Source organism: Agrobacterium leguminum, assembly GCF_005144435.2.
Lineage (GTDB): Bacteria > Pseudomonadota > Alphaproteobacteria > Rhizobiales > Rhizobiaceae > Agrobacterium > Agrobacterium leguminum.
The window spans coordinates 237,411-250,382 of record NZ_CP120211.1; the positions used below are offsets into that span (position 1 = coordinate 237,411).

A 12,972-nucleotide genomic window follows, 5' to 3' on the forward strand; every position below is an offset into this window, starting at 1 on the left:
CGGCGTTCCGGGAGGTGAACGGCCGGTTGTCGTGTTTCAGTCTTCATGTCTTCGGGGCGCTTTTCGCGGGCCGCAGAGGCTGCAACCGCGTTGGCTTATGGCGCCCAGTATATATCCACGGGCGTTTCAGCGCGATTCAGCACGGCGCGGATCGGCATTTCATCCTCATCCTCGCCCGACTGCGCTTTTTCCAGCGTCGCCTTCTTGGCAGCACCTTCGATATGCAGCACCAGAAACTCGGCATCGTGCAGGCTGGAGAAGTTGAAGGTCAACCGCTCCTCTCCCGCATTCTCCGCCGCCATGGTCAAAACGCCGCGCGGTTCATCGAGGTCCAGCGCTTCGTAGAGATTGTCTCCACCGGGGAAAAACGATGCCGTGTGGCCATCCGTTCCCATGCCGAGAATGACGACATCGAAGGGATCGCAGATCGCCTCGGTCTTGACGGTCGCAAGCGTCGCGGCATCTTCCGGCGAGGCCGCCGGCTGGAACAACGGCACGAAATAAGCCGACTTCGCCTTGTCCTGCAAAAGGTTCTCGGCAACGAGGCGGTGGTTCGAACGGTCGCTTTCCGGCGGCACGAACCGCTCGTCCACCAGCGTCACGCTGATATTGGGCCAGTCGAGATCGTGCTTGGAAAGCGCCTGAAAGAACAGCTTGGGCGTCGAACCGCCGGAGACAGCAATGCTTGCCGCACCGCGATCCTTCGTTGCCGCATCAAGGCGCTTGGCAACCTCCGCCGAAAGAGCGGTTGCCAGTTCGGCGGCGGTGTCGAAGACGTGGATCGTTTCGCTCATCGCCGGGCCCTCAATCGGCATCGTGCCAGGTGCGGCCGTCGCGCTCGATCAGCGCGATGGAACCGCTCGGGCCCCAGGTTCCGGCAGTGTAACCCTGCACGCCCTGTGCCAGATCTTCCCAGCTCTTGAGAATGGGATCGACCCAATCCCACGCCGCTTCCACTTCGTCGCGGCGCATGAACAGCGTCTGGTTGGAGCGGATCGTGTCCATCAAAAGCCGCTCATAGGCATCCGGGCTGCGCACGTTGAAAGCTTCGGCGAAGCTCATGTCCAGCGAGACCTGACGCAGGCGCATGCCGCCCGGGCCGGGGTCCTTGATGAGCAGAGACTGCTTGACGCCTTCATCCGGCTGCAGGCGAATGACCAGCTTGTTGGCTTCGATCTTGCCGGCCGCATCGTCGAAGATCGAATGCGGGATCTGCTTGAAGGTGACGACGATTTCCGAAACGCGCGTCGCGAGGCGTTTTCCCGTGCGGATGTAGAAAGGAACGCCGGCCCAGCGCCAGTTGGCGATTTCAGCCTTGATGGCGACGAAGGTTTCGGTGTTGGAAACGCCGCCTTCCAGCTCTTCCAGATAACCCTTGACCGGGCCACCGGCGGAAGCGCCGGCGCGGTACTGGCCGCGAACCGTCTGCTTCTCGACATTGCTGGTGTCGATGGGCTTCAGCGAGCGCAGAACCTTGAGCTTTTCGTCACGCACGGCTTCCGCATTCATGGATGCGGGCGGCTCCATGGCGACAAGGCAAAGCAGCTGAAGGATATGGTTCTGAACCATGTCACGCAGCGCACCGGCCTTGTCGTAATAACCGGCGCGGCCTTCAAGGCCGACCGCTTCGGCAACGGTGATCTGAACGTGGTCGATATGGGCGGAATTCCACAGCGGCTCATAAAGCGCATTGGCGAAACGCAGCGCCATCAGGTTCTGCACCGTCTCCTTGCCGAGATAGTGGTCGATGCGGAAGATCTGCTCTTCCTTGAAGACGTGGCCGATGGTGTCGTTCAGTTCCTGCGCGGAAGCCAGATCGCGGCCAATCGGCTTTTCAACGACGATGCGGGTCGAGCGGGTGATGAGCTTGTGCTCGCGGATCTTGTCGGCAATATCGCCGAAAATGCCGGGTGCAACAGCCAGATAGAAGGCGCGCACACGCTCCTTGCCCTCGTCCAGCAGCTTCTTCAGCACGTCCCAGCCATTATTGCCCTTGGCATCGACTGGCACGTAGAAAAGCCTGTTCAGGAAGATGGCGACCTGCGCGTCGTCATATTCGCCGGCCTTCAGGTGCTCCTTCAGTGCGTCCTGCGCGAATTTGCGATATTCCTCGTGGGTCATGACCGAGCGCGACGCGCCGATGATGCGGGTCGGCTCCGTGAACTGGCCTTCGACCTGCCGGTGATAAAGGGCCGGCAGAAGCTTGCGCTCGGCAAGATCGCCCGTGCCGCCGAAAACGACACAATCAAAAGGTTCAACAGGAATGATCTGACTGCTCATATCGATTCTCTCGATCTTCAAAGGTTGGGGCATCAATAATCTAATCGATTTAAAAATGCCAGACTCAGTTATGTGAAATTATGAATTTTGCTTCCGGCAACTCGTCCGCCGCCGGCAACAGTCTGTAAACATTGGCCTAAAACCTGTCTCGCAACGCGTACCAGGAGAGTGCGAGGAAAAGCAGCGGCGCGCGCATCGACGCCCCGCCGGGGAAAGAGGGCACCTTCAGCTGCGCGAAGGGCGCCAGCATGTCCTTTTTGCCGAGAACGAGATCGGCATAGAGCTTGCCGCAATAGTTCGACAGCATCACCCCATGGCCGGAATAACCGCCGATGGAGGTGACGCCGGGCATGACCTCGCGCACGAAGACTTTGCGCGGCAGGGTAATGCCGACGGAGCCGCCCCAGGAATGGCTAATCTCTATATCTTTCAGCGCAGGATAGATTTCTGCGATCTGCCGGCGGATGTGGCTGGAAATATCGCGCGGCGTATCGGCCGTATAGGCTTCGCGGCCGCCGAACAGCAGCCGGTTATCGGCCGTCTTGCGGAAATAGCGCACCACGAACCGCGAATCCGCCACCGCCTCCCGGTCGGGAATGATGTCGGGAAACGCATCCAGCGGCACGGTGGCGCCGATGAAGGAACGGATCGGCATGATATGGGCGGCGGTCACCGGTTCCAGATTGCCAATATAGGCATTGGTGGCGGTCAGCACCCGCGGCGCAGTGATCGTGCCGAAAGGCGTGTCGATGATGGTCTTGCCGCCCGTCTGGCGGATGGATTTCGCCGGCGTCATTTCATAAATGCCGGCACCCGCCGCTTTCGCCGCCTTCGCCAGCCCGACCAGCAGCTTCAACGGGTGGATATGGCCGGTGCCGGTATCGCGCGTGCCGCCGAAATAATGGGTGGAGCCGACACGTTTGCGTGCTTCTGCGCGTTCCATATAGGAAATATGCGGATAGCCATAACGGTTGTTCATCGCATCGACGCTTCGGCGATAGTCGTCCTCGTAAGCGGCCTTGTGCGCCACATAGAGCTGCCCGGGAAGATATTCCATGTCGATGCCGCGGCTGACGGCGAAGCCGCGCAGGTAGTTTTTGGCGTCCTCGGCAATGTCGAACAGCAGCTTCGATTGCTCGAAACCGATCTCTTCTTCCATCTCGTCGGGGAAGGAACGCTGGCCGGTACCGAATTGCCCGCCATTGCGGCCGGAAGCGCCATCGCCGAAGCGATGTGCTTCGATGAGGGCGACGGAGACGCCGTTTTCGGCGAGGTTACAGGCAGCCTGAAGGCCGGTATAACCGCCGCCGATAATCGCGACGTCCACCTCTTTCGACCCGTCGAGAGCAGGATAGTCCGGCCGCTCGCCAACGGTTGCCTGATACCAGGAAATTCCCGGCGCAATCGGGCTTTGCCATGTCATGCTCGGGGTTCCTCACACGTTGAGAAGCAGGAATTCCCGCTCCCAGGGGCTGATGACCTGCATGAAGGTCTCGAACTCCCCGCGTTTCAGACCGGCATAGAGGCCCACGAATTCATGGCCGAACACCCGGTCGAACTGCTCTTCGCCTTCCAGCAGCGCCACGGCTTCCAGAAGACCGCGCGGCAATTCGATGGAGCCTTCATTGGCCGTATCGGCGGTGGGTTCGGTCGGCTCGATATTGTTGACGATGCCAAGCCAGCCGCAGCCGAGCGAGGCGGCAAGCGCGAGATAGGGATTGGCGTCCGAACTCGGCAGGCGGTTTTCGACGCGCCGCGCCTGCGGGCCGGAAATCGGCACGCGGAAGGCGGTCGTGCGGTTGTCGTAACCCCAGGCATTGTTGACCGGGCAGGCCATGTCGGGCGTCAGGCGGCGATAGGAATTCACATAGGGCGCCAGCATGACGAGCGCGTTCGGAACATAACGCTGCATGCCGCCCACGAAGGAGAAGAATTCTTTCGAAGGGCTGCCATCGGCATTGGAGAAGATATTGCGGCCGCTGTCGATCTCCACCACCGACTGGTGGATGTGCATGGCCGAACCCGGCTGGCCCTGCATGGGCTTGGCCATGAAGGTGGCGTAGATGCCGTGTTTCAGCGCCGCTTCGCGGATTGTGCGCTTGAACAGGAACACCTGGTCGGCAAGCTCGATCGGGTCGCCATGGCGCAGGTTGATCTCAAGTTGCGCCGGGCCTTCCTCGTGGATCAGCGTGTCGATCTCGAGGCCCTGTTTTTCGGAGAAATGGTAGATGTCGTCGATCAGCTCGTCGAATTCGTTGATGCCGGCGATGGAATAGCTCTGCCCGCCGACGATGGAGCGGCCGGACCGGCCCTTCGGCGGATGCAGCGGATAATCCGGGTCGTCATTCATGGCGACGAGGTAAAATTCGATCTCCGGCGCCACGACCGGCTTCCAGCCCTTTTCGGTATAGAGCGAAAGCACATTCTTCAGCACGTTGCGCGGTGTGTAGGGCACGAAATTGCCTTCGGCATCCACCACGTCGCAGATCACCTGCGCGGTCGGGTCCGTTTCCCACGGCACGACGGAAAGGGTGGAAAGATCGGGCACCAGCTTCAGGTCGCTGTCGCGCGGCTCGTAACGGAAATTCGCGGTCTCATCGGGATATTCGCCGGAGATCGTATGGCGGTAGAGCGCGGATGGCAGGGCAAGCGAGGTATCGCCCGTGAATTTCGCCGTCGGCATCATCTTGCCGCGCGGAACGCCGGCAAGGTCGGGCGTGATGCATTCTATGTCTTCGATCCCGCGCGCCCGCAGCCATTGCGCGGCTTCGCGCCAGGAGGAAACGCCACGGGGGGAGGAAAGGTCGAGGGGAGGTGTCTTTGCCATGGTTGCCTGTTTCTTCGGGCGGAGCATGGTTTTCTTGGCGGGCATGTATCACCGGGTCTGTGTTTCGACTGGCGCCATCATAACCGTAGTTTGGCAATTGGCGAGGGGGAAAGCGCCATTGACAAGCGGCGGCACTTCGAAAAGAGGAAAGGAAACGGATCGGATGGAATGATGACAGAGAAATGTGACGTGCTGATTTTGGGGGCGGGCGCCGCCGGCATGATGTGCGCCATCCGCGCCGGCCAGCGCGGCCGCTCCGTCGTCATTCTCGACCATGCGAAGGCGCCGGGCGAAAAGATCCGCATCTCCGGCGGCGGCCGCTGCAACTTCACCAATATCCATGCCGGGCCGAAGAATTATCTCTCCGCCAACCCGCATTTCGCCAAATCCGCGCTCGCCCGTTATACGCCGCGCGATTTCATTGCCCTTGTCGAAAAACACCGCATCGGCTGGCATGAAAAAACGCTCGGCCAACTCTTTTGCGATGACAGCGCCAAGGACATCATTCGCATGCTGCTTGGCGAAATGCAGGCGGTGAATGCGAAGCTGCGGCTCGAAACGTCAGTCTCGGCCGTCACCCATGATGGCGCCCGTTTCCGCGTCACGACATCCGGCGGCGTCATCGAGGCCGAAAGCCTTGTCGTTGCGACGGGCGGCAAGTCGATCCCGAAAATGGGCGCGACCGGTTTTGCCTACCAGATCGCCGAACAATTCGGCCTCAAGCTCATCGAGACGCGTCCGGGCCTCGTGCCGCTGACACTCGATCCCGCCTCGCTGGAAAAGCTGAGCCCGCTTGCCGGCGTCGCGGTTCCGGCCGAGGTTTTCCACGGCAAGACCTCGTTTGAGGAAGCGCTGCTCTTCACCCATCGCGGTTTGAGCGGCCCTTCCATCCTGCAAATCTCATCCTACTGGCGCGAGGGTGAGGTGGTCCGCCTGAAGCTCGAGCCGCATTGCGATATAGCCGCACTGCTGAAGCAGGCGAAACAGAAGAACGGCCGCCAGTCGGCCCAGACCGCCTTGTCGGAAATCCTGCCGAAGCGTCTTGCCCAGCACGTTGTCGAACAATCCGGCCTCACCGGTCATCTGGCGGATATGTCCGACAAGGCTTTGGCAAAGCTGGCGGGCGAGGTGCAGGATTGGCAGATCAAGCCCGCCGGTTCTGAAGGTTATCGCACGGCGGAAGTCACACTCGGCGGCGTGGACACGACCGGCCTCGATTCCCGCAGTATGGCGGCGAAATCCGTGCCCGGCCTTTATTTCATCGGCGAATGTGTTGATGTGACCGGCTGGCTCGGTGGTTATAATTTCCAGTGGGCCTGGGCGTCCGGCCAGGCGGCCGGTGAATTCGCGTGAGGCCGCGCCCGTTAATGCCTTGTTAACGGGCGCGGAGTCATCCTGACCAAATGCCAGCAAGGCCGGATCGCCCAATGATCCCGCTGCACATGAAGTCGTGCTGGAGGCCTTAACAGGGCATGGGTCGGTTGAGTTTTTCGTCAGGAACCCGCGCATGAACAGATCTGCACATCGCCGCCCTCGCGCCATTGCCATCGCCCGCACCGACAACGAGAGCCGTCAGCTGGCCTTTCGCCTGAGCCTCATCGCAGCCGGTGCTCTGGCAGCCCTGATCGCCCTCTTTTACTGATCCGCGGCTCTTTACCTTCATCCAGCTCACAAGCGCGCTGAAAAGCCGCCATGGTCGAGATGCCTCGGCCATGTCAGCATAAAATTTATCTTCCTGCAGAATGGCTTCGCGCCGTGTGCGCGGCTGCTGGTTTTCGATGATAATGCGGGCTGCAAAAATCGCGTGCATGTCGCTCTCCTTCTAACGCGGAGGGCCATGATGCGCGCCGTTTTTTGATTTATCTGCGCAAGAAAATGCGCTACGTTTTTCACCGATGAAAAACGTCACTTGGGATTCCTATCAGCTTTTCCTCGATGTGTCACGCAGCGGCGGCCTGACGGGTGCTGCGGCGCTGACGGCCTTGAGCCCCGCGACGGTGGGGCGGCGCATGGTCGAGCTGGAGGAGCGTATCGGCAAGGCGCTGTTCCAGCGCAGCCAGACGGGATACGCCCTGACCGCAGACGGCCGTACGCTGTTCGACCGGCTTCAGGCGATGGAGAATGCGGCAAGGGACATCGAGGGATGGCAGAAGGCGTCGTCGGCCTCGTCGGTCGTGCGCATCGCCGTCGGCACCTGGAACGCCTGGCTGCTGACCGGGAATTTTTCCGCCATCTGCACCGACCGCGACGACTTCCGCATCGACCTTTTCATTGCCGAACAGAGGGCGTCTCTGGCCCATCGCGAAAACGATATCGGCATTCGCGCTTTCGAACCGCAGGAAAAGAACCTTGCCGCCATCAGGACGGGGGAGGTGGCCTATGCGCCCTACAGGCTGCGCAACGCCGCCACTACCGTTGCTGATCGGTGGCTGGCGGTGGCGGAGGAAAACGCTATTTCAGCCTATCTGCGCTGGCCGCATGAAAATCGTAACAACGGGATCGTGGTGACAGTGAACCGGCCGACGGCTCTTCTCGATCTGGTGCTGGCCGGGGCGGGGGTCGCGGTGCTTCCCTGTTTCGTGGGCGATGCCGATGTGCGGCTCGCTCGGGAAGGCGAAGAGCTGGAGAGCCTTCGCCACAATCAATGGATCGTCATGAACAATGACGACCGCCACCGCCGCGATATCAGGGCGGTGGCGGATCGGATGACCCGTCTGATCAAGAGCCATTCCGATCTATATGCCGGACGTAAGAGCCGCCCCGCATAGGTGAAATTACTTTTAGTTGTATAAATAACTTTAAATAATTTATAGTTGCGTGTGCGTCAAAATATCCATAGGTTGCCTTTTGTAAGTTTAACCCCTTTAGGTTGAGGCCACCATGATAGTTTCAGCATCATATGTAAATGCGATGTCCGCAGCAGGAACGCCGGAAGAAGCAGCAAAGCTCTTTTATGCAGCAGTCAGCAAGGGTCTCGCGGCAGTCGTTGCCGATGCTCTTTCCCAATCTGTCACGGCAATTGCGCCGGCAGCCGCAGGCACCAAGATCGCAGGCTGGGAAAAGCTCGTGGGCGGCGTGGCGATGCATCTGGCGTGGGAATCGCCGGCCGTTCTGAACCCGATTCCTCTGACGCAGCTTGCCTGCTTCGCTCCCTATGCGCCTCAACTCCAGGGTAACGTCGAGGCGATGGGCGTCAATGTAAGCATCGGCGTTTCCGTATCGGCGAGCTTCTGAGGCTGCCACCTCGGACGTTTGCATTGAAGACCGGAGCATCGATTATGATGTTCCGGTCTTTCGTTTCAGGCGGCGTCACGTCCCTGCGCGACGATGACGGGGATAAGCAGATCCCCCCAGTTGCCGCCGCCGCCATGGTGGCGGGCCGAGCGGACCAGCTCGACGGAAACGCCGGCCTCGACGGCTTTCATGACGGCCTGGTTGAGGCGGTGCAGATCGTTGGCCAGCATGCGGATGGCGGCCTGCTGATCCTGCGTCATGGCGGAGGACTGCTCCTCGGCGCGTTCCTTGACGTGGGTCTTGATGGGGTTATGGGCATTCATGGCATTTCTCCTCTCATTATTGGTTGGGGTTCTTGATCCGGTTTGCAAGCCCTTCCCGTCACCGGGAAGGGCAGTTTTTCGATTTTATTCGGCGGCCGGGCGGAACTGGTCGTGCTCGGTGGATTCCTTCATGGCGGTGGTCGACGACGTGCCGCCAGAGATTGCCAGAGACACCGCGTCGAAATAGCCGGTGCCGACTTCGCGCTGGTGCTTGGTGGCGGTGTAACCATTGGCCTCGGCTGCGAATTCCGCTTCCTGAAGCTCGGAGTAGGCCGCCATTTGCCGGTCCTTGTAACCGCGCGCCAGTTCGAACATGCCGAAATTCAGCTGGTGGAAACCGGCAAGCGTGATGAACTGGAACTTGTAGCCCATCGCGCCCAGCTCGCGCTGGAACTTGGCAATCGTCGCGTCGTCGAGGTTCTTTTTCCAGTTGAACGACGGCGAGCAATTGTAGGCGAGCTTCTTGCCCGGATGCACCTTGTGCACGCCTTCCGCAAACCTGCGCGCCTGCTCGAGATCCGGCTTGGAGGTCTCGCACCAGATCAGGTCGCAATAGGGCGCATAGGCAACGGCGCGGGCAATGCAGGGCTCAAGACCGTTCTTGACCTGATAGAAGCCCTCGACGGTGCGGCCGGCATCGTAATCCACGAATGGACGGTCGCGCTCGTCGATATCCGAGGTCAGGAGCTTCGCGGCCTCCGCATCCGTGCGGGCGATAACCAGCGTCGGCACACCCATGACATCGGCTGCAAGCCGCGCCGCCGTCAGGTTGCGGATATGCGCCGCCGTCGGTATCAGAACCTTGCCGCCGAGATGGCCGCATTTCTTTTCCGATGCCAGCTGGTCTTCATAATGAACACCGGCAGCACCTGCCTCGATAAAGGCCTTCATGATTTCGAAGGCGTTGAGCGGCCCGCCGAAGCCGGCCTCCGCATCGGCAACGATCGGCGCGAACCAGGTGTCGACCGAAAGACCCTTGCCCTCCGCCGTCTCAATCTGGTCGGCGCGCTGCAGGGTGCGGTTGATACGCTTTGCAAGCTCCGGCGCCGCATTGGCGGGATAAAGCGACTGATCCGGATACATGGCCGACGCCGTATTGGCATCCGCCGCAACCTGCCAGCCGGAAAGATAGATCGCCTTCAGCCCGGCGCGAACCATTTGCATGGCCTGGTTGCCGGAAAGCGCGCCAAGCGCGTTGACGAAGTTTTCCTCGTTGATCAGCTTCCACAGCCGGTTCGCGCCCATCTCGGCCAGCGAATGGCGGATGTCGACGGAGCCGCGCAGCCGTTCCACGTCGGCGGCGGTGTAGGTGCGCTCGATGCCGTCGAAACGTCCCTGCGGTGCGCCCGGAACAAGTTTGTAAAAATCCGTCATACTTCTCTCTCCCATGATAAATGCGGTTTCCGTAACAGGCCATCTTCAACATCATATGGCGCTGTTTGATGTGACTACATTTACATTTTTCGAGATTTGAGCGCCAGAACAAACATAAAAACAGTGACTTGAAAGAGGTTATCCTGTAGTGTGCGTGACAGGTGGGAGCTGTAAAATTGTAAATTTTGTAAAAGTCTTTCGCCTGCAAAGTTTGTAACAGGTTTGTATGAGTTCGCAGGCACGGGGAGGTGAGGCGGTGTCGGAAAACAAGATTTTTGCAGGCCCGCGCGTGCGCCGCATTCGCAACGGCCTGGCGCTGACCCAGACGGCCATGGCCGAGGCGCTGGCGATTTCGCCGTCCTATCTCAATCTCATAGAGCGCAACCAGCGGCCGCTGACGGTGCAGCTGCTTTTGAAGCTGGCCTCCGTCTACAAGGTCGATCTGGATGACCTGCAGGGTGAAAGCGCCGGTTCCGCCGGGCAGCTGCGTGAGGTCTTCGCCGATCCGTTGCTGGCGGGGGAAGTGCCGTCGCCGCAGGAACTGATCGAGGTTGCCGATGCCGCGCCCAATGCGGCGAGCGGTGTCCTCAAACTTTACCGGGCCTATAGGGAACAGGCGCAGCGCCTTTCCGACCTCTCCGATCTTCTGGCGCGGGAAGGGCATGAGACGGCGCTCTCCTCCACCCGCCTGCCGATTGACGAGGTGCGCCATGTCTTCGAAAACCGGCCGGCCTATTTCCATGCCATCGATGCGGCGGCGGAAGAACTCCACAAACACCTGTCGGCGGGCGACGATCTCGCCTCCGGCCTTCGTGCATGGCTTCAGAAAAACCACGGCATCGTGGTTCGCACCCTGCCGGTTCATGCCATGCCAAACCTCAGGCGGCGTTACGACCGCCATTCCATGCGGCTGTTTTTATCCGAACGCCTGTCGCAACCGGACCAGCTCAGGGAAATGGCGATGGAGACCTGTCTTCTGGCGCTTCGCGAAGAAATCGGCACGGAGCTCGAAGGGCTTGGCCTGAGAGGGGAGGAGGCGAGGCGCATCGCCCGCTTCGAACTGGCGCGTTACGCCGCCCATGCGTTGATGATGCCCTATGGCGCATTCCTGAGCGCCGCCCAGCGGGCGAAATACGATCTCGAGGTTTTGCGGTCGCGCTTCAACGTTTCTTTCGAACAGGCTGCCAACCGCCTCGTCAGCCTGCAACGGCCGTCAGCCGCGGCGATCCCGTTTTTTCTGATGGAGATCGACAATGCCGGCAACCGTTTCCGTCTTGCCGGGGCCAGCGGTTTTCCAAGGGCGCGTTTCGGCGGCCTCTGTCCGCGGCTCAATATTCATGCCGCTTTCGCCCAGCCGGGACAGGTGCTGGTGGAGGCGGTGGAGATGCCGGATGGCGACGCTTTCCTGACCGTTTCGCGCACGCTGGAAGGTCCGCAGGCGGGTTTCGGCGAAAGGGTGCGGCGAACGGCCGTGCTTCTCGGCTGCGATCTCGCACAGAGCGGAGACACCGTCTATGGCCCCGCCGCTTCGGGTGCTGCGCCCGTCGCCGTCGGTCCTTCGTGCCGGCTGTGCGAAAGGCAGGGCTGTCTGTCGCGGGCGGAAGCGCCGCTGACGCGGCCGCTGGGGCTCGATGAAATGGTCACCGGCCTCAGTGTTTTCGACTTCCAGTAGGTGTTTCCATTCGCTTTTTTGTGGCCGGAACACATTTGGTTGAAAATGCTGTGCTGCACATTTCCCGCTTGCTCCCTTTTGTTTTCCTTTCTAGTCTCTCCCAAAAAAGGGGATCACGCTCCCATCGTGAGGATGCGTTAACAGGAGACATCATGAAAAACCGTTCTCTCCGCCTGACCTTGGCTCTCACCACCGCGCTCGTTGCAGCAGGCTCGGCAATGGCCCAGGAGAAGGTCGTCCACGTCTATAACTGGTCGGATTATATCGACGAATCGATCCTTGCCGATTTCACCAAGGAAACCGGCATCAAGGTCGTCTATGACGTTTTCGACAGCAACGAGCTTGTGGAAACCAAGCTTCTGGCCGGCAGCTCCGGTTATGATGTCGTGGTGCCGACCGGGCCCTTCCTCGCCCGCCAGATCAATGCCGGCGTGTTCCAGAAACTCGACAAGTCCAAGTTGCCGAATCTGAAGAATATGTGGCCCGAGGTTTCCGAGCGTCTGGCGAAATACGACCCCGGCAACGAATATGCCGTGAATTACATGTGGGGCACCACCGGCATCGGTTACAACGTCGCCAAGGTGAAGGCGGCGCTCGGCGATGTTCCGGTCGACAGCTGGGATATTCTCTTCAAGCCGGAAAATGCCGAAAAGCTGAAATCCTGCGGCATCAATATTCTCGATGCGTCGGACGAGACCTTCGCCATCGCCATGAACTATCTCGGCAAGAATCCGGATAGCAAGGAAACCGCCGATCTCGAGGCGGGCGGCGACGTCTACATGAAGATCCGCCCCTATGTGAAGACCTTCAACTCCTCCGCCTATATCGATGAACTGGCGAACGGCGACAGCTGCATCACCATCGGCTGGTCTGGCGATATCCTGCAGGCGAAGAGCCGTGCCGAGGAAGCCAAGAACGGCGTCGAGGTGAACTACGTCATTCCGAAGGAAGGCACCTATATGTGGTTCGACAACCTTGCCATCCCGGCGGATGCCAAGAATGTCGAGGAAGCCCACGCTTTCATCAACTATCTGATGCGGCCGGAAGTCATCGCCAAGGCCTCCAACTATGTTCAGTATGCGAATGGCAACCTTGCTTCGCAGGCGCTGATGGATGAGTCCGTCGCCAAGAACCCGGCGGTTTATCCCGATGCCGAGACGCTGAAGAAGCTCTTCACCATCTCGCCCTACGGACCGAAGGAACAGCGCGTCCTGAACCGCGTCTGGACGCAGATAAAGACCGGCAGCTGACACTTCCGCCCG

Annotated in this window: 12 protein-coding genes; 5 read left to right on the forward strand and 7 right to left on the reverse strand. The window is 60.2% G+C overall.

The window, feature by feature from the left end; genetic code table 11:
* Positions 1-95: 95 nt before the first annotated feature.
* The 4 genes from pgl to CFBP4996_RS01180 form a co-directional block, all read right to left on the reverse strand.
* Entirely contained in the window at positions 96-794 is a 699-nt protein-coding gene (gene pgl, locus CFBP4996_RS01165; RefSeq protein WP_020812896.1) for a 6-phosphogluconolactonase, read from the reverse strand.
* 10 nt (positions 795-804) lie between these two features.
* Complete coding sequence (gene zwf, locus CFBP4996_RS01170) at positions 805-2,280, reverse strand: glucose-6-phosphate dehydrogenase (protein WP_080852670.1); 1,476 nt, start codon at positions 2,278-2,280, stop codon at positions 805-807.
* A gap of 136 nt (positions 2,281-2,416) precedes the next feature.
* Positions 2,417-3,703: an NAD(P)/FAD-dependent oxidoreductase gene (locus CFBP4996_RS01175; protein ID WP_080852669.1), complete on the reverse strand. Its 1,287-nt coding sequence runs from the start codon at positions 3,701-3,703 to the stop codon at positions 2,417-2,419.
* A gap of 12 nt (positions 3,704-3,715) precedes the next feature.
* A complete protein-coding gene (locus tag CFBP4996_RS01180) occupies positions 3,716-5,152 on the reverse strand; it encodes a glutamine synthetase family protein (protein ID WP_035260676.1) in 1,437 nt (478 codons plus the stop codon).
* A 123-nt stretch (positions 5,153-5,275) separates the two neighbouring features.
* On the opposite strand from CFBP4996_RS01180, the gene CFBP4996_RS01185 reads away from it, so the two are divergent.
* Positions 5,276-6,460, forward strand: coding sequence for a BaiN/RdsA family NAD(P)/FAD-dependent oxidoreductase (locus CFBP4996_RS01185; RefSeq protein ID WP_080852668.1), 1,185 nt, complete (start codon positions 5,276-5,278; stop codon positions 6,458-6,460).
* Between the two features lie 109 nt (positions 6,461-6,569).
* Here the strand turns inward: CFBP4996_RS01185 and CFBP4996_RS01190 are convergent, their stop codons facing one another.
* Positions 6,570-6,917: a hypothetical protein gene (locus CFBP4996_RS01190; RefSeq protein WP_080852667.1), complete on the reverse strand. Its 348-nt coding sequence runs from the start codon at positions 6,915-6,917 to the stop codon at positions 6,570-6,572.
* An 85-nt stretch (positions 6,918-7,002) separates the two neighbouring features.
* On the opposite strand from CFBP4996_RS01190, the gene CFBP4996_RS01195 reads away from it, so the two are divergent.
* Positions 7,003-7,875, forward strand: coding sequence for a LysR family transcriptional regulator (locus tag CFBP4996_RS01195; RefSeq protein WP_080852666.1), 873 nt, complete (start codon positions 7,003-7,005; stop codon positions 7,873-7,875).
* A 142-nt stretch (positions 7,876-8,017) separates the two neighbouring features.
* Positions 8,018-8,341 (forward strand): hypothetical protein, encoded by a 324-nt coding sequence (locus CFBP4996_RS01200; protein ID WP_080852665.1) that lies wholly within the window; start codon positions 8,018-8,020, stop codon positions 8,339-8,341.
* A 65-nt stretch (positions 8,342-8,406) separates the two neighbouring features.
* On the opposite strand, the gene CFBP4996_RS01205 is transcribed toward CFBP4996_RS01200, so the two are convergent.
* Both CFBP4996_RS01205 and aceA read right to left on the reverse strand, forming a co-directional pair.
* Entirely contained in the window at positions 8,407-8,664 is a 258-nt protein-coding gene (locus CFBP4996_RS01205) for an SMc00767 family acetate metabolism repressor (protein ID WP_004432604.1), read from the reverse strand.
* Positions 8,665-8,748: 84 nt separating this feature from the next.
* Positions 8,749-10,038 (reverse strand): isocitrate lyase, encoded by a 1,290-nt coding sequence (gene aceA / locus CFBP4996_RS01210; RefSeq protein WP_004432607.1) that lies wholly within the window; start codon positions 10,036-10,038, stop codon positions 8,749-8,751.
* 256 nt (positions 10,039-10,294) lie between these two features.
* Here aceA and CFBP4996_RS01215 point away from each other — a divergent pair, with 256 nt between their 5' ends.
* Both CFBP4996_RS01215 and CFBP4996_RS01220 read left to right on the forward strand, forming a co-directional pair.
* Positions 10,295-11,710, forward strand: coding sequence for a helix-turn-helix domain-containing protein (locus CFBP4996_RS01215; RefSeq protein WP_080852664.1), 1,416 nt, complete (start codon positions 10,295-10,297; stop codon positions 11,708-11,710).
* Between the two features lie 152 nt (positions 11,711-11,862).
* Entirely contained in the window at positions 11,863-12,960 is a 1,098-nt protein-coding gene (locus CFBP4996_RS01220) for a polyamine ABC transporter substrate-binding protein (RefSeq protein ID WP_004432613.1), read from the forward strand.
* Positions 12,961-12,972 lie beyond the last annotated feature (12 nt).